At 64.0% G+C, this 20503-nt stretch carries 19 protein-coding genes and 1 tRNA gene; 11 read left to right on the top strand and 9 right to left on the bottom strand.

The features are described from left to right. The first annotated feature begins 1 nt into the window (after position 1). From fliN to ACZ1II_RS20150, 5 genes are all read left to right on the top strand, one after another. A complete protein-coding gene (gene fliN, locus ACZ1II_RS20170) occupies positions 2-361 on the top strand; it encodes a flagellar motor switch protein FliN (RefSeq protein ID WP_465145360.1) in 360 nt (119 codons plus the stop codon). Further along, entirely contained in the window at positions 361-819 is a 459-nt protein-coding gene (locus ACZ1II_RS20165; RefSeq protein ID WP_465145359.1) for a helix-turn-helix domain-containing protein, read from the top strand. The genes fliN and ACZ1II_RS20165 overlap by 1 nt, the downstream gene beginning before the upstream one ends. Before the next feature lie 22 nt (positions 820-841). Beyond that, complete coding sequence (flhA, locus tag ACZ1II_RS20160) at positions 842-2941, top strand: flagellar biosynthesis protein FlhA (protein ID WP_465145358.1); 2100 nt, start codon at positions 842-844, stop codon at positions 2939-2941. A gap of 83 nt (positions 2942-3024) precedes the next feature. After that, on the top strand, positions 3025-4533 hold the full coding sequence (locus ACZ1II_RS20155) for a flagellar hook-length control protein FliK (RefSeq protein WP_465145357.1): 1509 nt from the start codon (positions 3025-3027) through the stop codon (positions 4531-4533). Positions 4534-4545: 12 nt separating this feature from the next. Continuing rightward, complete coding sequence (locus ACZ1II_RS20150) at positions 4546-5217, top strand: flagellar hook assembly protein FlgD (RefSeq protein WP_465145356.1); 672 nt, start codon at positions 4546-4548, stop codon at positions 5215-5217. 99 nt (positions 5218-5316) lie between these two features. On the opposite strand, the gene ACZ1II_RS20145 is transcribed toward ACZ1II_RS20150, so the two are convergent. From ACZ1II_RS20145 to ACZ1II_RS20135, 3 genes are all read right to left on the bottom strand, one after another. Further along, entirely contained in the window at positions 5317-5664 is a 348-nt protein-coding gene (locus ACZ1II_RS20145; protein WP_465145355.1) for a hypothetical protein, read from the bottom strand. Between the two features lie 335 nt (positions 5665-5999). Beyond that, positions 6000-6647, bottom strand: a complete 648-nt coding sequence (locus ACZ1II_RS20140; RefSeq protein ID WP_465145354.1) for a peptidylprolyl isomerase — start codon at positions 6645-6647, stop codon at positions 6000-6002. Between the two features lie 64 nt (positions 6648-6711). Next, positions 6712-7407, bottom strand: a complete 696-nt coding sequence (locus ACZ1II_RS20135) for a GcrA family cell cycle regulator (RefSeq protein ID WP_465145353.1) — start codon at positions 7405-7407, stop codon at positions 6712-6714. A 95-nt stretch (positions 7408-7502) separates the two neighbouring features. Here ACZ1II_RS20135 and ACZ1II_RS20130 point away from each other — a divergent pair, with 95 nt between their 5' ends. Next, the gene (locus ACZ1II_RS20130; protein WP_465145352.1) at positions 7503-8408 is read left to right on the top strand and encodes an ABC transporter permease; all 906 of its coding nucleotides are present in this window, start codon (positions 7503-7505) and stop codon (positions 8406-8408) included. Between the two features lie 73 nt (positions 8409-8481). Here the strand turns inward: ACZ1II_RS20130 and hspQ are convergent, their stop codons facing one another. Beyond that, complete coding sequence (gene hspQ, locus ACZ1II_RS20125; protein WP_465145351.1) at positions 8482-8862, bottom strand: heat shock protein HspQ; 381 nt, start codon at positions 8860-8862, stop codon at positions 8482-8484. Between the two features lie 153 nt (positions 8863-9015). Between hspQ and ACZ1II_RS20120 the strand changes: the two genes are divergently transcribed. Further along, positions 9016-9105: transfer RNA gene (locus tag ACZ1II_RS20120), tRNA-Ser, on the top strand. Positions 9106-9270: 165 nt separating this feature from the next. Here ACZ1II_RS20120 and ACZ1II_RS20115 read toward each other — a convergent pair. Then, positions 9271-10419, bottom strand: coding sequence for a tyrosine-type recombinase/integrase (locus tag ACZ1II_RS20115; protein WP_465145350.1), 1149 nt, complete (start codon positions 10417-10419; stop codon positions 9271-9273). Positions 10420-10518: 99 nt separating this feature from the next. Here ACZ1II_RS20115 and istA point away from each other — a divergent pair, with 99 nt between their 5' ends. Together istA and istB are read left to right on the top strand one after the other, a co-directional pair. Continuing rightward, positions 10519-12042, top strand: a complete 1524-nt coding sequence (istA, locus tag ACZ1II_RS20110; protein WP_465145349.1) for an IS21 family transposase — start codon at positions 10519-10521, stop codon at positions 12040-12042. Beyond that, positions 12032-12838 carry an IS21-like element helper ATPase IstB gene (istB, locus tag ACZ1II_RS20105; RefSeq protein WP_465145348.1) on the top strand — a complete coding sequence of 269 codons (807 nt, stop codon included), beginning with the start codon at positions 12032-12034 and terminating at the stop codon, positions 12836-12838. The genes istA and istB overlap by 11 nt, the downstream gene beginning before the upstream one ends. Positions 12839-13180: 342 nt before the next feature. On the opposite strand, the gene ACZ1II_RS20100 is transcribed toward istB, so the two are convergent. Beyond that, a complete protein-coding gene (locus ACZ1II_RS20100; protein WP_465145347.1) occupies positions 13181-13642 on the bottom strand; it encodes a hypothetical protein in 462 nt (153 codons plus the stop codon). A gap of 249 nt (positions 13643-13891) precedes the next feature. On the opposite strand from ACZ1II_RS20100, the gene ACZ1II_RS20095 reads away from it, so the two are divergent. Together ACZ1II_RS20095 and ACZ1II_RS20090 are read left to right on the top strand one after the other, a co-directional pair. Next, on the top strand, positions 13892-15478 hold the full coding sequence (locus tag ACZ1II_RS20095; RefSeq protein ID WP_465145346.1) for a tyrosinase family protein: 1587 nt from the start codon (positions 13892-13894) through the stop codon (positions 15476-15478). Further along, a complete protein-coding gene (locus ACZ1II_RS20090; RefSeq protein ID WP_465145345.1) occupies positions 15478-16116 on the top strand; it encodes a DJ-1/PfpI family protein in 639 nt (212 codons plus the stop codon). The genes ACZ1II_RS20095 and ACZ1II_RS20090 overlap by 1 nt, the downstream gene beginning before the upstream one ends. Positions 16117-16137: 21 nt before the next feature. On the opposite strand, the gene ACZ1II_RS20085 is transcribed toward ACZ1II_RS20090, so the two are convergent. The 3 genes from ACZ1II_RS20085 to ACZ1II_RS20075 are packed head-to-tail and all read right to left on the bottom strand — an operon-like array spanning position 16138 to position 20477. After that, positions 16138-16920 (bottom strand): hypothetical protein, encoded by a 783-nt coding sequence (locus ACZ1II_RS20085; protein WP_465145344.1) that lies wholly within the window; start codon positions 16918-16920, stop codon positions 16138-16140. Between the two features lie 10 nt (positions 16921-16930). After that, positions 16931-18160, bottom strand: coding sequence for a Ca2+-dependent phosphoinositide-specific phospholipase C (locus tag ACZ1II_RS20080; protein WP_465145343.1), 1230 nt, complete (start codon positions 18158-18160; stop codon positions 16931-16933). A 28-nt stretch (positions 18161-18188) separates the two neighbouring features. Continuing rightward, entirely contained in the window at positions 18189-20477 is a 2289-nt protein-coding gene (locus ACZ1II_RS20075; RefSeq protein ID WP_465145342.1) for a TonB-dependent receptor, read from the bottom strand. Positions 20478-20503 lie beyond the last annotated feature (26 nt).

Below are 20503 nucleotides of genomic sequence, written 5' to 3'. Positions count from 1 at the left end.
CATGAGCGACGAGCTCGAGCCGCGCCAACTGGCGCCTGCTCACCTGACCGACGAAAATCCCGCCGACGCGAATGTCGAGGAAACGGCGATCCCGCCGCGTCCGACCACGCCGCCGACGCCCGAAGATCTCCAGGCCGTGTTCGACGTGCCGGTGAAAGTCCAGGCCGTGCTCGGCCGCTCGCGGATGGACATCGGCGACCTGCTGCGCCTGAAGCCGGGCATGGTGGTGGAACTTGACCGCCGCGTCGGCGAGCCGGTGGACATCTTCGTCAACAACCGCCTGATCGCGCGCGGCGAAGTCGTGCTGATCGACAGCACGCTGGGCATCACGCTCACCGAAATCGTCCGGCAGGAAGCATGATGACCACGCCCGAACACGATCCGACCCGGCTGATGCTGGTGGGCGATCTCGGAAACGCGATGGGCCTTGCGGTGGAGATGGTGCGCGGGTCCCCCGCCAGCATTGCCGTGGGCACGGCGAATTCCACCGTGTTCGAGGACTGGCAGCGTGCCCGCAACGACCTCGTGGTCGTCGACATTGCGGTGAACCTGGAGGACGTTCTGGCCCGGCTGCGCGGCAATGGGGCGGGAGAGGGAGAGGCGGCGACGCCCTCCGTTGGCACCGCCGTTTCCGAACTCGTGGGCCAGAACATCGCCGACGTCGAGCGGGAGCTGATCCTCAAGACGCTGGAGCATTGCCGCGGCAACCGCACCAATGCGGCCTCGATGCTGGGCATTTCGGTCCGGACCATGCGCAACAAGCTGCGCACGTTCCTGTCCGATGGGGTCGCAGTGCCCCCCGGCCTGATCCGACACTGAATTCTGGACTTGCGGTGATCCGATGAACGCAATCGTCTCTCAAAGGCTGGACCAGTTCCTGACCCGCCTCGGCCCCAGCCGCGATCTCGCGCTGGCGCTGGGCGTCAGTGCCATCATCGGCATGCTGATCCTGCCGATGCCGGGCTGGCTGCTCGACATGGGCCTGGCCCTGTCGATCACCGCCTCGGTGCTGATCCTGATGACGGCGCTGTTCATCGAGAAGCCGCTTCAGCTGTCCAGCTTCCCGACGATCCTGCTGATCGTGACGATGCTGCGTCTGGGCCTGAACCTCGCCTCGACGCGCCTGATCCTCGGCCACGGGCATGAGGGGCATCAGGCGGCGGGCGGGGTGATCGCGGCCTTCGGCGAGTTCCTGATGGGCGGCGAGACCGTCATCGGCCTCACCATCTTCGCGATCCTGATCGTCATCAACTTCGTCGTCATCACCAAGGGTGCGGGCCGCATCGCCGAAGTGGCGGCGCGCTTCAGCCTCGATGCCATGCCCGGCAAGCAGATGGCGATCGACGCCGACCTCAACGCCGGTACGATCACCGAAGCGCAGGCGCGTGAGCGCCGCGCCGAGATCGAGGCCGAAAGCGGCTTCTACGGTGCCATGGACGGTGCCTCGAAGTTCGTGAAGGGCGATGCCGTCGCCGGTCTGCTGATCACCGCGATCAATATCGTCGTCGGTCTGATCATCGGCGTCGCCATCCACGGCGTGCCTTTCAGCGAGGCCTTCACCACTTACACCATCCTGACCGTCGGCGACGGCCTCGTCAGCCAGATTCCGGCGCTGATCGTCTCGACCGCGGCGGGCCTGCTGGTCTCCAAGGGCGGCGTCGTCGGCAAGACCGGCACGGCGCTGGGCGAGCAGCTTGGCCGCTATCCCAAGGCTTTCGGCATCGTCGGCGTGCTGATGGGCGTGCTGTCGCTGATGCCCGGCCTGCCGTTCTTCCCCTTCGCCTCGCTCGGCGGCCTCTGCGGCTGGTTCGCGTGGTCGATGTCGCGCAAGGCCCAGGCCAGTGCGGCGCAGGAGCGCATGCAGGAGGCGATGGCCAAGCAGCAGCAGATGGAGGCGCAGGCCGAGGAACCGATCTCGCGCACGCTCGCCATCGACGCTCTGCGCATCGAGCTGGGCTACGGCCTGCTGCCGCTGATCAACGATTCCGAGGCCGAGCCGCGCCTCGACGATCAGGTGCGCGCGTTGCGCCGCCAGATGGCGATCGACTACGGCTTCGTGCTGCCCTCGGTCCGCATTCTCGACAACATGGCGCTCCAGCCGAACGAGTACATCGTCTACGTCAAGGAGACCGAGATCGCGCGCGGCGAACTGCGCATCGGCAAGCTGCTGCTGATCAATGCCTCGGGCCAGGAAACCGGCCTGCGCGGCGAGCCGACCAAGGAGCCGGTGTTCCAGCTCCCTGCCCTCTGGATCGACCGCGACATGCGCCAGGAAGCGGGCTTCCGCGGCCTTACCGTGGTCGATTGCGGCACGGTGGTGACCACCCACCTGACCGAGATCGTCAAGGACAACATCGCCGACCTGCTCTCCTATACCGAGACGCAGAAGCTGCTGAACGAAGTGCACAAGGATACCGAGAAGCTGATCGCGGACCTGATCCCGAGCAAGATCTCGATCTCCGGTGTGCAGCGCGTACTCCAGAACCTGCTGTCCGAAGGCATATCGATCCGCGACATCCCGACGATCCTCGAAGGTGTGGCCGAAGCGACCGCGATGACCGGCAATCTCACGCAAGTGACCGAACACGTCCGCGCCCGTCTCGCCCGCCAGATATCGGCGCAGCAGACCTTCGACGGGACGATCCCGATCGTCACGCTCGGCGGTGAATGGGACGAGGCTTTCGGCGACGCCATCGTCGGGCAGGGCGATGAGCGCCATCTCGCCATGGCGCCCTCGCAGCTCCAGGCCTTCATCGCCTCGGTGCGCGACACTTACGACCGTCTTGCCGGACAGGGCGAGATTCCCTGTCTGCTCACCAGCCCGCCGCTGCGCCCCTTCGTCCGCTCGATCATCGAGCGGGTGCGCCCGGCGACGGTGGTGCTGTCGCAGAACGAGATCCATCCGCGCGCCCGCCTGCGCAGCCTCGGCACGGTTAGCTGATTACAGGATGTGCGACCGGCTAGGCCGCAATCCTTCTATGATGAAATGATGGCCGCAGTTCGTCGGCCGGGAGACGCCCAGTAATGCCGGTTTCCGTGAATTCCCTGTTTCCGATGGCTGCCGGAGCCGGCAGTGCCGCCTCTCCGGCGGTCGCTCTTGCCGGGGCGGCCGACAGCCTTGCCGGCGGCCTGACGAGTGCGAGACAGGCCATGGGGTCCTTCCAGTCGCTGCTCGGCGCAGCGCAGGTCGGTGCGGGGCAGGTCGGAGCACCTCAGGTGGCTTTGGCAACCGCTGCCTCGACGAAGGCGGCCTCACCTTCGGGCGCTGCGGCACCGGGCGGGGAAGAGGCGGCTGATCTCGTGGTTGCGGCTGCGGCGCCTGCCGATACGCTTGCCGCCGATGCGGCGGCATTGCCGCAGATCGCGACCGAAGTACCGGTGCAGGACTCCGCTGCGGGGCTGGCAAAGCCCGCCAGTCTCGGCCCGACTGCCAAGCCGACCGAAACTGCGCATGCCGTTGCTGCCGACCATATCAAGCCGCAAGCGCCGACCGCCGATCCGATCCTGCCACAACTGGTGAAGCAGGCGGCGTCGCCGGAAACGACTTCGGCGGAACCGGCCTCGGAAACGGAAGCGACGGACGATGATGCCGCGACGGTGTCGGACGAAGGCGAAGCGCCGGTCGCAAAGCACGCGGAAGGCGATGCTGCCGTCGTCGTCCTGCCCGCCCTGTCGCCGACGTCGCAAGCGGCGCCGAACGCCGCTTTGGCCGGTGCGGCTGCGATTCAGCCGCAGCTCGCAGCCGCGCCGCAGGACGTGCATGATGTCGCTGCCGCCGATGCCGCCGCTAATGCCGCTAGGGGCACGACTGAAGGTACGGGCAAGGGTTCCGCCAAGCTGGCGAAAGCGGGCGCGGCCACCACGGCCACACCGTTCGAGCGCGCCGCGCAGGAGCCTGCCGCTTCGCGCGGGCAGGGCGGAACGACGGTCGCCGCAGCCGCGACCGACGCTGCCGCGGATCAGGGCGCCCCTTCGTCCGACGCGAACCTTTCCGCACCTTTGTTCAGTCAGACGCTTGCCGGAACTGCCAGCCGGCCCGGTGCGCTGCCTTACACGCCAACTGCCCCTTCGGCGCCGCAGAGCGCGACCGTTTCCGTGCAGCAGGGCCAGTTCGGCAACGACATCGGCGTGGAAATCGCCCGCGCGCTCGACAAGGGCGGTGACGATCTGCTGATCCGCCTCGATCCGCGTCACATGGGCCGGATCGACGTGCGGCTCTCCTTCGACCACGACGGCGTCCTGCGCGCAGTTCTCTCGGCCGACAGCGCCTCCTCGCTGGACATGCTGCGCCGGGAAAGCACCGATCTGAACCGCGCCCTGGCCGATGCCGGGGTGCGCAGCGACGGCCAGTCCCTGCGCTTCGATAGCCGCTCCGGCGGTCAGGGGAGCGGTCAGCGCTGGCAGGGCGAGCAGCAGGGGCAACAGCAGGCAGGTCTCCAGTCCCGTGGCGGCCTCGCGGACGGTTTCGGCGGGAGCGACGACCCGATCTATCGGTCGCTGCGCAGCAGCGGCCATGTCGATCTCATGGCATAAGGCATCAAGGCAATGACCACCGTTTCAGGCACTTCGTCGACGACGACCGACGCAACGGCAGCATCCACTTCGGGACTGCTGACCGACTACAACCTGTTCCTCAAGCTGCTCACCACGCAGATGACGAACCAGGACCCGCTCGATCCGATGGATACCTCGGAATACACGCAGCAGCTCGTGCAGTATTCGCAGGTCGAACAGTCGATCCAGCAGACCGGCAAGCTCGGCGATATCCTCAGCCAGCTCACCTCGCAGCAGATGTCGACGGCCTCGAACTACATCGGGCGCGAGGCGCGCTTCGATTCTGCCGTGTCCGGTCTCGGTGATGCGCCTGCGCACTGGACCTATTACGTCGACGGCACCCCGTCTGCGATCACCGCGACGATCAAGGATTCCACCGGCAAGGTGGTCAACACCGTGACACTGGATCCGGAATCGCAGGGCAGCTACGAGTGGGACGGCACCAAGGCCGACGGCACGAAGGCCGACAAGGGAGCCTATACGCTTGCCGTCACGGCGACCGACAGCGCCGGGAATACCCTCGATACGACGATCAACTCGGTCGCGCTTGTCAGCGACGTCGTGACCGACGGCACCAACATCATGCTGGGCGTGAACGGCATCCGCATGTCCGCCTCGGGCCTTGTCGCGATCGCGGCGGCCGGAACGAATATCGACAGCTGAGAGGATGCCGGGAGGTCTGCCGCTATGGCGATCTCCCGGTAGCTTGGCCGAAAACGAAGAACCCCTGAACCGCCGTCTGCGGTTCAGGGGTTCTTCGTGTCAGCGCTGGTCGACCGTACTGCGACAGTCGCTGCTGCCGATCACCGCCACCATGCCCGGGCTTTCCGTGGCCTGCATGGCCACGTCGAGCCTTGTGCAGCCAGGAATGCGATCCGGCAGGGAAAGGATCATCAGACAGTCCGCGATCGATGGATCTTCGATCGGGCCGATCAACTCGTCGACTTCCTCATAGGACATCTCCGATTGGCTCATGCAGCGAAGCGCGGCCGCCTGCCAAAGTTGAGAAGCTGAATCAACTCTCAACTTCAGCGAGAACCAGAACTCTTCGTGCGAAACGACAGTTGGACCGGCTTCGCCGGCGCAATTGAAAGGTAAATTTTCTATCATCGCACTCTCAACAGTACATCAGACCGAATAGATGCAGTCCGTGCCCCCGGACCTGAGAGGGAATTCCACAACCCCTGCAAATGCAATGGCTGTCGGACCCAGCAGGACCAACTAAGGGATTTCCCGTACTCGATCGGAAACGGGGTAAACCATTTCTTACCAAGCGAGTTTTCAGGCTAGCGCCGTTCGGTTGCGGCTACGTGACGTGTTGAGAAAAAACGAATTATCGTCCGAGGACGTGGGCGTGCGGCCTATAGCAAGCTCGCCTCGAAGGTGGGGTGAAAACTTGTTAATCGGGGCGTTTCAAAGCCGTTTCGGCCTTGGCTGAGACTCTCTCAGGGCGTTACCGGCGGGGCAGGGATCCGGCGCACGCTGACAATGCGTACCGGCGGCTCCAGCATCTGCCCTTTCATCACGCCTTCGCCCTTGGTGGCAGAGCGCGGCTCGTCCCAGATCCTGCGCACGACGTCCATGCCGGAGACGACATGGCCGAAGGCTGCGAAGCCGGCGCGGCTTTCTGCGTTATCGGCATCCGGCTGGGCGTCGAGCGAGGGAATATCGCCGAGCATGATGGTGAAGTCTGCGGTTGCGCTGCCGGGCGCGAAGCGCGCCATGGAGATCGTACCGGCCTTGTGGCTGATACCGGTCAGGCTGGTGGGCTCATGCGCGACGGGCGGTAGTACGTTCACGCCCTGAAGGCCGCCCTGGAGCAAGCCGTTGGGCGCATCGCCCCAATCGAGGTGCATGGCGCGGTAGAAAGTCGCGCCGTCGAAGCGCTTGCTGTCGACGTATTTGAGGAAGTTGGCGACGGTGAGCGGTGCGTGGGTCTTGTCGAGGTCCAGCACGATCACACCGGCATTGGTGGTCAGCGCCACGTAGACATGCTCGACGGGAACCGCCTGAGGAGGAGGTGCCGAGGGAACAGGCGCAGTCGCCGCAGTCCCTTGCGCAAGCGCAGGAAAGGCCAGCGCCGCGGCGAGCATGAATGAAAAAGACGCGGCATGCAGCCGGATTGCCGACATTGCGCGCCGCGTCCTGGCCATGGGATCAGCGTACCCGCGGGCCGCCGAAGGGCAGGGGCGGGGGAGGACGGCGGGCGCCGCGCGGAAGCTGCGCCTGATAGGCGCGGCCGCAATGCTCGACGCAATAAGGGAAGCCGGGGTTCACCTTGTCGCCGCAGAAGTGGAAGTCGGGCTCGCCGGGGTGGCCCATCGGCCAGCGGCAGACGCGGTCGTTGAGGTCCAGCAGGCTGGTCTTGTCGGCGATCTCGGGACTCGGCTTGGCCGGGATCAGGCGGCGCGGCGGCGCAGGCGGGATCGGCTGCTGCTGGTCGCCGGGGCCCTGGCGCAGGAAGCCGCCGGGGCCGACCGAGACCACACGCGGTCCCTTGGGTGCGGCCTGCGCGGCGTCCTCGGCAGCGACCGGTGCGGCTGCCGGCTGCGGTGCGCGCGGTGCAGGCGCGGCAGGCGGCGGCGCAGCGCGCACGACCGGAGCCTCGACCTTGGGTTCGGGCGCGGCAGGCGCGGCCTCTACCGGCTTCGGCTTCTTGGGGGCAGGCGCCGGGCGCGCAGGCTTTTCATTGGCCTTGACCGGGGAGGGGCGAGCCTTGAGGCCAAGGCGGTGGGCCTTGCCGATCACTGCATTGCGGCTCACGCCGCCGAGTTCGTCCGCGATCTGGCTGGCGGTGGCACCGCCCTCCCACATCTTGGTCAGCTTCTCGATCCGCTCGTCCGTCCAGCTCATTCGTGTTCCATCTCTTCATCGGGCGAAGTGAGAATCGCCCCAAAATTCCGTGGCGCGGCTTGCCTTGGAAAGCCGCAGCCGATACTCGCCGGTCCATGCCCGATCAAACGAATTCGACCGACCTGCCGACGTCCGGAGGGATCGTGCCCGAAAGCATCGCACCCCGGACAGTGCCGGCCCGCCAGTTCCCGGCGAAGGGAGAACCCCTGATCCACCAGGTGAACTGGGAGGGGCTCAAGACCCTTTATATGAAGGAGGTCAGGCGCTTCTTCAAGGTCCAGACCCAGACGATCTGGGCACCGGCGATCACGACCCTGCTGTTCCTGGTGATCTTCACCGTGGCGATGGGCCGTGGCGGGCGCGAAGTGCTCGGCGTCAATTTCGCGACCTTCGTGGCGCCGGGCCTTATCGTCATGGGCATGATGCAGAACGCCTTTGCCAATGCGAGCTTCTCGTTCCTGGCGGGCAAGATTCAGGGCACGATCATCGACTATCTGATGCCGCCGCTGAGCGAAGGCGAACTGATGCTGGCGATGACCGGAGCCGCCGTGACTCGCGCGGTTCTGGTCGGCTGCGCGCTGACCGGGGCGATGCTGCTCTGGCCCGGCGTCGACCTTTCGGTGGCGCATCCCTGGGCGGTCGTCTGGTTCGGCCTGACCGGCTCGGTCTTCCTTGCGCTGCTCGGCCTGCTCTCGTCGATCTGGGCCGAGAAGTTCGATCATAATGCCGCGGTCACCAACTTCGTGATCGCGCCGCTTTCGCTGCTTTCGGGCACGTTCTACGTGATCGACAACCTGGCCCCGACGTTCCAGGCGATCAGCCGCCTGAACCCGTTCTTCTATGTGATCTCGGGTTTCCGCTTCGGCTTTCTCGGCGTCAGCGACATCGGCGACACCAATATGGCGGTTCTGCACAGCGCCTTGGGCATGGGCCTGCTCGACGCGGTGCTGGCAGGGATCGTCTATATGGTTCTGCGTTCGGGCTGGAAGATCAAGGGCTGACCGTCCACTCGAATGATGTGCTTTCGAAAACCCCGGCCGGACCTCCGGTCGGGGTTTTTCGTGCGCGGAAGGATCAGTGCGTCAACCCGCGCCGCAAGTGGTAGCGCCCGTTGTCGAAATCCTCGAAGATCTGTGAGAGCGAGGGATGGTCGACCGGCCCGCTCTCCGCATCGGCCATCAGGTTCTGCTGGCTGACATAGGCGACATAGCTGGATTCCTCGTTCTCGGCGAGGAGGTGGTAATAGGGCTGGTCGCGCCGCGGGCGCACATTGAGCGGAATGGATTCGTACCATTCCTCGCTGTTCGCGAAGACCGGATCGATATCGAAGATGACGCCGCGAAAGTCGTGATTCCTGTGGCGAACGACATCGCCGATCCCGAATCGCGCCCGTGTTTCACGCGGTGCATCGATGATGCGGCCGGCCGTCGGAGAAAAAAATGAGGCCTTGTTCATGCAGGAAATATAGGTTTCCTGCGGTTTCCTCACAAGGAATGCTTGTGGATAATCCCCATTTTTGAAAAGAGGGGCTTGGCAAGCCCGAAAGGTCAGGCTAGTGGCGCGCTTCCCGACCCGATGGAGACCTTCCATCGCTATCGCATCTCTAGCGGAGAGGTGGCAGAGTGGTCGAATGCGCTGCACTCGAAATGCAGTGTACGGGCAACCGTACCGTGGGTTCGAATCCCACCCTCTCCGCCACTTACCCGCAGAACACTGTGGGTTCTCCTAAATGAAATCGTTGAAAAACATGCGTTTAGAGCGATTTTGCGTTCGCTCGCATCGTTGGCTGATCGGGGGCAACCATGACCCGGTTTTAGGGTCAGTTTTAGGGTCGCCCCCGAGTCTTCGGCATCAGCTCAAAGGTCAGTCGGCCTGCTGGTTCGCGCCCACCAGATAATCCGACCACTGTTCCATCAGCTTGCGGCGCTTATCAAGGGCGTCGCCGCGACGATAAGCGCGCTCGACCTCATTCCCAACTTCGTGCGCCAGGGCCATCTCGCGAGGCTCGTTGGTGCATTCACCACACCAGTCACGGAATGACGAACGGAAACCATGGATGGTGACATCCTCGATTTCCATCCGGCGCAGCAACATCAGCATGGCCATGTTGGAGAGCGGCTTGCCCTTTGACTGGCCGGGAAACAGGAAGCTCTGCTGCCGCGGCAGGCTCTCCAGCAGCTTCATGACCTGCGGCGTCAGGGGAACACGATGCACCTTACCAGCTTTCATGCGCTCGGCGGGAATGGTCCAGACTTGGTTTGCAAGGTCGAACTCGTTCCAGCGGGCCTTCAGCACCTCTGAAGTGCGGGTCGCCGTGTGGATTAGGAGTTCCAGCGCCTGGGCAGCAGTCCCCTGCTGGCCCCGGAGCGCCGTGAGGAAGGACGGCACGTCTGCATAGGGCATTGCAGGTTGATGGCGCTTAGGTCCCTTACGCTGCTTGCCCAGCAGATGCTCAAGGTTACCGCGCCATGCGGCCGGATTATGACCGGAACGCATGCCGAGCACGGTTGCGGCACCGAGAACCTTCTCGATCCGTCCGCGGACCCGTTTCGCGGTCTCTGCCTTCTTGTGCCAGATAGGCTTCAGGATATTCTGCACGTCGGTGACTCCAATTTCGTGAATGGGGCTGTCCCATATGGACTTGGCATAGGTGCGCAGGGTGTTAGGCCACTGCTGCCGGTGCTTCGGGTTCTTCCAGCCAGCCTCTTGCGAGGCGATGTAGTCGAGTGCGACGGCGCCGAAGGTGGCCGGGGTCTGATCCGGAGCTACGTCCTTGGCCGCGTGAATGGGATTGACGCCGTCGCGGATCATGGCCTCAGCTTCCAGCCGCTTGGCGCGAGCTTGTTGCAGGCTTACCTCGGGGACGGTGCCGAAGCCCTTCTGGCAACGCTTGCCTCCGAAGCGAAAGATATACGTCCATCGCTTTGCCCCGGATTTTGCAATTTCAAGGTAGAGGCCGGCACCGTCATGATGTTGGCCAGGCTTTTTGAGGTTGGTTATGTTGATTGCCACTGAGAAGTGACCCGGGAAGCGCCCAAATTTCCATTGAGAATTGACCCATGTTGAACTCGGCCCTGGCTTTGGCGAGCGAGGGATCATGGAGTGTTGGACATGGCGTTATTGAGCGTTATCCGGCGCTGGCATTACCGCGATCACCTTTCGATCCGCGAGATTGCGAGACGGACCGGCCTTTCACGTAATACGATCCGCAAGTATCTGCGGTCGGACACGATCGAACCCCATTTCAAGGTGCCGGATCGTCCGAGCAAATTGGACCCATTCGCTGATCGTTTGTCGGCCTGGCTAAGGCGAGAGATGAGCAGGTCGCGCAAGCAGAAGCGCACGATCAAGCAACTGTACGCCGACCTGCTCAGCTTGGGCTACGATGGCTCCTACAATCGGGTCGCGGCGTTCGCCCGGAGCTGGCACGAGGAATATCGCCGGCAGCAGCACATAAGCGGCCGCGGCACATTCGTGCCGCTTTCCTTCGCCGCCGGAGAAGCTTTCCAGTTCGACTGGAGCGAGGATTGGGCGATCATCGCCGGCGTGCGCACCAAACTTCAGGTGGCTCACTTCAAGCTCAGTTACAGCCGCGCGTTCGTCGTCAGGGCCTACTTGCTGCAAACGCATGAGATGTTGTTCGATGCCCATAACCACGCATTCCGTGTGCTGGGCGGCGTGCCGCGCCGCGGGATTTACGACAACATGCGCACTGCGGTCGACAAGGTCGGGCGAGGCAAGGAGCGAAGCGTCAACACCCGCTTCCTGACGATGGTCAGCCACTACCTGTTCGAAGCCGAGTTCTGCAATCCGGCCGCAGGGTGGGAGAAAGGCCAGATCGAGAAGAACGTCCAAGATGCACGGCACCGTTTGTGGCAACCGATCCCACAAGCGCAGAGTCTCGATGCGCTGAACCGGTGGTTGGAGGAGCGCTGCAAGGCGCTGTGGCAGGAGATCCCACACGGGATCGAGCCGGGCTCGGTTGCTGATGCGTGGGCGGACGAGGCAGAATACCTCATGCCAGTAGGGCGGCCGTTTGACGGCTTCGTCGAACATGGCAAACGCGTCTCTCCGACCTGCCTCGTCCATTTTGAACGCAACCGCTACAGCGTACCGGCCTCCTTCGCGAACCGGCCAGTGAGCCTTCGGGTCTATCCCGACCGCTTCCTGGTGGTCGCCGAAGGCGGGATTGTGTGTGAGCATCTTCGGATCATCGATCGATCCCATGATAGCCCAGGCCGCACGGTCTACGATTGGCGTCACTATCTCGCGGTGGTTCAGCGCAAGCCAGGAGCCTTGCGCAATGGCGCTCCGTTCCTGGAGCTTCCCGACGCCTTCCTGCGATTACAACGCCATCTGCTGCGCATTCCCGGCGGTGATCGGGAGATGGTCGAGATCCTGGCCTTGATCCTGCATCACGATGAAGAAGCGGTTCTCACCGCTGTGGCCATGGCCTTGGATACGGGCGTTCCAACCAAAACCCACATCCTCAACCTCCTCCACCGATTGCTCGATGGAAAGCCGGTCACCACCCCGCCGGTTACGGCGCCGCAGGCGTTGAAACTGGTCAGTGAGCCCATGGCCAATGTCGAGCGCTATGATGCTCTGCGTCAGGAGAACCGCCATGCGTCATGACCCTGCCAGCGGCGCCATCGTCGTCATGCTTCGCGACCTCAAGATGCACGGGATGGCCCAAGCCGTCACCGACCTCATGGCGCAGGGTGCGCCTGCCTTCGAGGCCGCAATCCCGATCCTGTCGCAGCTGCTGAAGGCCGAGACAGCGGAGCGCGAGGTGCGTTCCGTCGCCTATCAGCTCAAAGCTGCGCACTTCCCGGCGTATCGCGATCTGGCCGGCTTCGATTTTACCAGCAGTGAAATCAACGAGGCCCTGGTACGTCAGCTCCACGCCTGCGATTTTATCGACGTTGCCGACAACGTGGTCCTGGTCGGCGGTCCGGGAACCGGCAAGACCCACATCGCGACGGCCCTGGGCATCCAGACCATCGAACACCACCGCAAGCGCGTCCGCTTCTTCTCAACGGTGGAACTGGTCAACGCGCTTGAGCAGGAAAAGGCGCAGGGTAAGGCCGGACAGATTGCGGGAAGGCTGGCCCATGCCGACCTCGTGATCCTCGATGAGCTGGGATATCTGCCGTTTAGCGCCTCAGGCGGAGCGCTGCTGTTCCATCTGCTCAGCAAGCTTTACGAGCGTACCAGCGTCATCATCACCACCAACCTCAGCTTTAGCGAATGGGCCAGCGTGTTCGGCGATGCCAAGATGACAACCGCGCTTCTCGATCGCCTTACTCATCACTGCCACATCCTCGAAACCGGGAATGACAGCTTCCGGTTCAAAAACAGCTCCGCCCAGCGAGGCAGACCACGAAAGGAGAGACGCCAGCTTGACCCGTCGCTGACACAAGAAACATAATCACAAGCCGGGTCACTTCTCGATGGAAATCCCGGGTCACCTCTCAGCGGCAATCAACATTCTACGGACAAGCGCGAGGTTTGGGGGTGTTTCGGTTCTCGCGGGTCGGGCGCGGACATGTGGCGTGTGCGCAGGCGCCGTCCTGGTGGTCGCCGGGCGCTCCTCCGGGAGAGATGGGCAGGCGGGTCTGTTCCGAGCTGCTGTTGCCGCAGATCGGGATCGCAAACCAATGGGGTTGAGCGGCCATGATCGGCGACATGACCAGTGACCAGATTGCCGGGGTCGCCAGCCATGGCGGATGACGTCGCAGGAGCGGCAGAACGGTCGGAACCGACAAGGTCCTCATAATCCCATCGTAAGCGAGGAGCGGCGGGCCATTCGCGGGGATGCCGGTTCGGGCTGGCGTACCGCGATGAACGATGCGGTGACGCCGGCAGGGGCGTCGGGGCCATGTGCGTTGACCCGCAGGACGGTGCCCAGCAGGCTGGGCACCTGATCGATTCCCGATGGCCACATGTAGCCCGCTATGCCGTGATAGTCGTAGCGCCAGCCCGCCGTCGCAGTTCCATCGATTCCCCGCCCGATGATCGAAAACCGAACCGGATCACGCTCGATCAGGTGGCCGTCCAGCGTAAGCGCATAGCCGCTGCCCATACCCAGCCCGCCGTTGAAGTGGCCGTGACTTTCCGGTTCGAAATCGAAAGTGCCCTCACCGAAGATGAGGCCGAGCGCGGATGCGGGGTCGGTTCCAACCAGTGCGGGATCGTTCAGATAGCTGCGATAAGTCCATTTTCCGGCGAGCATCGGGCACCTCGATCCCAGGGTGGCTTTCCCTGTCAAATACCATGACGGCTTTGCGGGTACGGGATTAAAAATCTGTATTTTATGAGATTGAATTCGATCTGAAGCAGGTCGTGTCGTAGCTTAAATCGAATCAATGTCGCCGCTGTTTTCGAGTTAACTTATTTTAATTACTTCTGATCGATTGGAAATCATTGTCATTTGATCGTCGTTGAAAACGATGATCGTGTCTCTTTTTCAGGAGAATGCGTGATGAGTGTTGGTATCCGCCGCTCGATTGCCGATATTCAGGCAGATTACGATGCCGGCAACAGGTCCGAGCTTGAAAACCTGATGCGTGCGTGGAAGGGCATCAAGGAACTGGATCCTGCCGATCTCCGCTCGTTCTTCGTGCTGGGCGGATATCACGGCGAGCCGTTTCGCGGTCCGGGCGAAACCGATCCGAAGTGGTGGGGCGGTTATTGCCAGCACGGCACCGTGCTGTTTCCGAGCTGGCACAGGGTCTATCTTCATGCGCTTGAAAAGGCCTTGCAGAGCATTCCCGGTTGCGAGAGCGTGACGCTTCCCTTCTGGGACGAATGCAGCGAGGCTTCGCGGACCGGGGGCATTCCCCGCGCCCTGACGGACGAGTTCTTCGAACTGGACGGGGTCCAGATCGACAATCCGCTGCGATCCTTCAAGCTGCCGCTGGAAATCGTCGACAATGTGCAGGGAGACAATGCCCTCTACAGCAAGCCCGCCGGCTATGAGACCGTGCGCTATCCGCTGTCGGGGCTGGTCGGTACGGAAGCGGACCGGCAGGCGACTGCCGCGCACAATGCGAAGTTTCCCAGCTACGCGGCGAATGTCGAAACCCTGAACGGCAACGTCATCGCCTGGCTGACATCGACCATTGTCATCGGCGGCAATCCGATGGGGGAGGTCTACAGCAAGTTCGTCGCCTGCCTGAGCGCACCGACATACACGCTGTTCTCGAACACCACCTCGCAAGGCGCCTGGAATACCGCGCACCCGACCAAGCCGGTGCGCGCGCTCGAAAGCCCGCACAACAGCATGCACTTGGCCGTCGGCGGTTTCGACGTTCCCGATCAGGGCAACATGTCGCCGATCGACGGTGCGAACGGCGACATGGGCGAAAACGATACGGCGGGTCTCGATCCGATCTTCTTCTTCCATCACTGCTTCATCGATTACGTGTTCTGGACCTGGCAGCGCCGCAATGGCGCGACCACATCCTTCACGATCGATTCCTCCGATCCTGGCGCGATCTACGGCACCAACAATCCGCCGCCAGCCGATGGCGACCCCGACGAGCCGATCACGATGCAGACGCCGCTCAACCCGTTCAAGAAGGCGGACGGCACGGTCTACACCACGGCGGACTGCATCGATATCGAGGGGCAGCTGGGCTATGGCTATGGCCCCGGATCGCTGGACGGTTTTGTCGCGCCGAGCTTCGAAGCGGCGGAAGCGCAGGCCTTGGTGCAGCGTGCCGACGATGAGCGCACGCTGCATGTCGGCGGCGTCGATCGGTCCAAGATCCGGGGGTCCTTCGTTATTTCCGCCTATGCCGAAATCGACGGAGAGCGGCACCTGCTCGGGCACGAAGCGGTGCTCAGCCGCTGGCATGTCGAGGGATGCGCCAATTGCCAGACGCATCTGAAGAGTTCGGCCGATTTTCGCCTTCCGGTGCAGGCGGCAGAGCAGGGGACGATCGAAGTCGAGGTGCGCACTCACAAGGGGCCGCTGGGCGGTGGGCCGCGGATGCTTCGCAAATCGGGGCTGGCGGCGGCCGAGCTGGCGGAGACGGTGCCTCCCTTCACGCTGGAAATCCGCTGATGGGCACGGGCGAGGCGAAGCCGCGGGTCCTCATTCCGGTTTACCAGGGTGTCGATCTGCTCGATGTCTGCGGCCCTGCCGAAATGCTCTTCTGGGGCGGAATTCAGGTCGATCTGGTGGCAGAGGTGCCGGGCACCGTCGTCACCGGATCGGGTGTCTCGCTGCAGGTGGCCAGCGGTCTTCCGGTGCCATCGGCCTACGATGCGCTGTGGGTGCCGGGAGCGGGTTCGGCCGCTCTGGAACGTCTCATCGGCGATCCTGATCGCACTTATCTCGATTTCCTGGTGGCGCAGGCGCAGATGAGCAACTGGGTCTGTTCAGTCTGCACCGGCGCGCTGCTGCTGGCCGCCGCCGGGTTGCTCGACGGCTATACGGCGACGACGCACTGGTCGGCCATTCCCGATCTCCTGGCGGATTATCCCGCAGTCATCGTAGGCGACGGCCATCCACGCTTCCAGGAGGATCGTAACCGGCTGACCGGCGGTGGAATTTCCTCGGGGCTGGATGAGGCGCTGCGGCTGATCGAGATTCTGTCCGGCACGCCCGCCGCGCAGCAGGCGCAGCGGGTTTCGCAATATTATCCCGAGCCGCCGGTGGCGAGCCTCATTCCCAATGTGATCGTGCCTTCGCTTTGTTAGGGCGCCCGGGTTAGGAGCAGATCATATCCGCGTCCGTGCCATCGTCAGTTGGGCGATCACGTCGTTCAGCAGATAGGCGTCGCGGCGGCGGGTCCAGGGCTGGGCGGATTCCGGATCGTACTGGACCGGCAGGGGTATCTCATGCGCGGCAGCGGCATTCATGCCGTTGTCGCGCGATACGAGAATGCAGCGTTTGACGTGATCGCGGTGGCCGACGACGGCGACGCGGCCCAGCGCCTGTGCCGTCCCGGCATGGGCGATCACGGCTTTCGCTACGCCGTAGGTGCTGAGATAGGTCTTCTTCCCGTCCTTGTCCCGCTCCGGATAGATCGGGACGATGTCCGTCATGCCGTATCGCTTGCGAAGGACTTCGGCGATTTCCCATTGGGCATAGACGCGCAGCGCGCGCGTCTTGCGGATGGCGTAGACGGCTTCGGCGAGCAGCATGTTGATCGGTCCGGGTTCGGGCATTTCCTCGCCGTCCGCCAGTCCCGTCACGGGATCGACATGGCCGGTGGCCGAGCGATAGCCGAAGCTGTAGGCGACCACGCTGTCCGCGTCCCGCACGGGCAAGACCGGATACGTCCAGCGGAAGCCCGCTTCGGCGATGCAGGCGGCAAGCCGCTGCGCGACGGCGGTATCCTGGAGCTCGCTTTCCAGCGTTCTGGCCATGAGCCGTTCGAGCGCCTGCGCATCGCCGGGCGCTGAACCGGCCTCTCCCAGCGGATTTGCCAGCGCCTTGGGCCCCATCAGGCAGGCCACCGAACCGCCCAGCAGAACCGAGCGCCGCGTCGTTATCGGCATGTTTCGTTCCTTACCTGGCGCTGTGCGAACAGGGTGTCGCAACGGGATTGCATCGCCAGCCGCGGCTGGCAGGCGAGAGGTGATAGTCGTTGCCGTAGATATTGGGGGCGGTGAGGTAATCGGTCGATACGATCTGGGCGCCGCTGGCCAATGCGGCATCGCGCCGTGCCGTATCCCCGCGCCGGGCATCGGCAGTGTCGATATCGGCGCGGGTGCGGACGAGATAGCCCTTGCGCACGGCCTCGCGGATTTCGTCCTGATGGCTGAGCGCATTGTCGTAAAGCATGAACGCGGTGTGGGCCATGCCCGGCCTGCCCTGGACGAAAGCCATGCGCCCTTCCAGCGAAGCATGACCTTCCAGATAGGGTGCGAAGGCCTTTAGGTTCATCGCCGGCACCAGGAACAGGAAGATGAACTTGCCGCGTGTCTGGCCGAGGCTGGGCCAACGTCCGGCGAGCACGGCGGATTCCAGAGTGGGCATCGTGCCACGCAAGTCGTCTGGCGCGAAGATCTTGTCGCGCCCGAGCACGTTGAGGATCGTCGCGTCGATTTCCTCGAACTGGGCCTTGTCGAAAGGCGGGACTTTCGCGGCGCCGGGAATTGCCCGGTCTAGACCCGAGAGCTTGGGTTCCAGCAGCACGAAGACCGGGCTGTGGTCCGGCTGCGAATCCGACCATTGCCGCAGCAGCGTCAGGCAGGAGCGGAAGGTCGGGCACTGGCTGCGGAAATCGAGGTCCGCGACGTGGAAGACCTTGAGGCCGGGCTTCATCAGTTCCTCGCGGTAGATTGGCGCAAGGTCGGTCTCGCCCCTGGCGCGCAGTTCGCGGTAGGGCAGGGGGTCGGCATAGGCGCCGCCCTCGGGATCGGGCTGGAGGTCGATCTCGATGCTGCGCACGCCGCTGCGCAACTGGGCCTGGAGGGGCATCTGCACATAGTCGAGCGCCAGGGCCATGTCGGTGAGATCGCCGGGATGCTCGTCCGCCATGGCCGCGCTTTGCTCGGGCGACATCGAGCGCTTCATGGCCGCCATCAGCGCGGAAAGGCGCGGCGCCATGCTCTGCGTTACCCGCGCATCGGCGGGCAGGGCATAGCTGTTGTGCGTGCCCACTACCTGGATCGCATTGATCGGCAGATCGTCGTCCGAACGGGTGTCGGCGCCCGTCCCGGTCCCGGCTACCGCCGCGCTCGCGAGGAGCGCGGCGGCGGCGGTCAGCACCGCCCCCCTGGTTGTCGTGTGCATGGCGTGCTTCCCGAAAGGCACGCGGCGATCAGAAGTCGACATTGACGAAACCGCCCACCGTGCGCCGCGCATTGGGCGAGGTGTAGTGCAGCAGGCCAAGCGCGCCGTACTGCTGCCAGCCAGTGGAAAAGTACTTGTCGAACAGGTTGCGCGCGTAGACGCCGATCTCGACCTTGCGATTGGGCAGGGTAACGCTGAGGCGGCCGTTGACGAGGCCGTAGCCGGGTACGTTCGAATAGGCGGGCTGGCCCACGACGGTCCAGTATTCGCTGCGATAGGCGTAGTCGGCATGGGCCTTGAAGCCCAGACCCGAACCGAATTCGTGGTCGTAATCGACCGCGGCGGTACCCGACCATTCCGGCGAATTGGTCAGGCGCGTGCCGGTGTAGTTGGTGCTCGCATTGTAAACGTAGTCGGTGAACTTGGCGTCGGTGTAGGTCACGGCGCCGGAGAGCTGCAATCCGCGCATCGGCTGCACGACCAGGTTGCCCTCAACGCCCTGGGTACGCAGACCGCCCGCATTGCCGATCACGGTGGCCTGGATCATGCCGCCCGCGCCGTCGGGGATCTGGGTCAGGATGGTTGCCTGGAAATCCTTGAAGTCGGACCGGAACACGTCGAGGTTCAGGCGCAGGCGGCGACCGAACCACTCGGACTTGATGCCTGCCTCCCAGGCCTTGACCGTCTCGTCCTGGTAAGGCGCGTACTTGTTGCCCACGAAGGCGATGCCCGCCGGTTTGTAGCCGGTCGAATAGGTAGCATAGAGCATCACGTTGTCCGTCACCTGGAACTGCGGGGCGATGCGGAACGAGAAGTTGTCGCCCTTCACGCGGCCGAAATCGAAGGCAGGGGCGGCGCTCGATGCCACGAAGTTCGGGGTGTAGCCGGCGATCGACAGGGGATCGACGGTGACATAGTCGATGCCCTGCGCATTGTTGTCATGGGTGTAGCGTCCGCCCAGCGACAGGCTGAGGCGGGGAGTGAAGTTGAACTTCACCTGCCCGAACGCGGCCATCGTCTCGTTGACGGAATCGAACAGCGAGGCGTTTCCGTCGCGGCCGAGAGCGCCGGTCAGCGCGATCAGGGTGGGCAGCGGCGTGCCGTTGGCGTCATAGAGCGGCTGGCCGCCGGTCGACCACTGGAGCTGGGTCTGGCGGGCATGGAGCCGGTTGTAGAACGCGCCGACCAGGTATTCGACGAAGCCGCCGGTGGGCGAGGCGAGGTGGACTTCCTGGCTGAACTTGTCGGTGTCGAGCTGGCCCAGGTTGAACGGGATATAGGCGTAGCGGTCGTAGGGCGTGAGGCTGGCCGGGGTCCAGTTGTCGTAGCCGGTCACGCGGTAAGCGGTGACGGAGGTGAGTTCGTGGTCGCCGATCATGGCATTGGCGCGCAGCGAGGCGCCCCATTCCTCGGTCTTGATCTGGCCGAACGAGGAATCGGCGGTATCGGCGCTTTTCGGGCCGGGGAAGACGCCCAGTTCGTTGAGGATCGCGGTAACGGCGGCGCTCTGGCCGGAGACCGGCGTGCGCACGCTGCTGTCCCAGTGATGGGCATAGTCGCCCGAGAGGGTCAGGTTGAACCCGTCGGAAGGTTCGAGATAGAGCTTGGCGCGGCCGCCGTATTCGTGCTGCGAGCCGACCTTGCGGTTCAGCGTGACGTTGCGGCCGAAGCCGTCGAACGCCTGGTCGAAGCCCGAGACGCGCAGCGCCGCGATCGGGCCGAGCGGAACGTTTACGGTGCCGTTGAGGATGCGCTCGTCATGCTCTCCGAAGCTGGCGCTGCCCCGCGCCGACCATTCGCCGAGCCTGGGTTTCGCGGTCGTCACCGCGATCACGCCGGACGTAGCGTTCTTGCCGAACAGGGTACCCTGCGGCCCCATCAGCACGTCGACGCGGGCGATGTCGACCAGGCCGGTGAGGCCGTTGGCGCGCTGGCCGTCCATCACCACGTCGTCGACGACGACGCTGACCGATTTGGCATTGGAGAAGTCGAACGAAGTGCTGCCGACCCCGCGGATCTGGAACGCCGCGCCCTGCGTGGGGTCATACTGAACGCCCGGCATCGTGTACTGGAGGTCGGTGACCGAGGTGTAGCCGGTCTTCGCCAGCGTCTCGCCGTCGATGGACTGGATCGCCAGCGGCACTTTCTGGCTGCTCTCCGCGCGGCGCTCGGCGGTAACGGTGATCTCGGGGAGGGCGTTGCCGTCATCTGCCGCGATGTCCTGCGCCTGGGCGGCGATGGTCCAGCCGGAGGCCAGTGCCCCGGCGAGAACCGTCGAGAGAAGATAGCTGCGGCGCTTGCGATTCAAAGCAGACATGGGAGGGCTCCGTCCTGTGTTTGGAC

Source organism: Novosphingobium sp. BL-S-20 (assembly GCF_055521635.1).
This window is presented reverse-complemented; position numbering and strand designations above follow the sequence as displayed.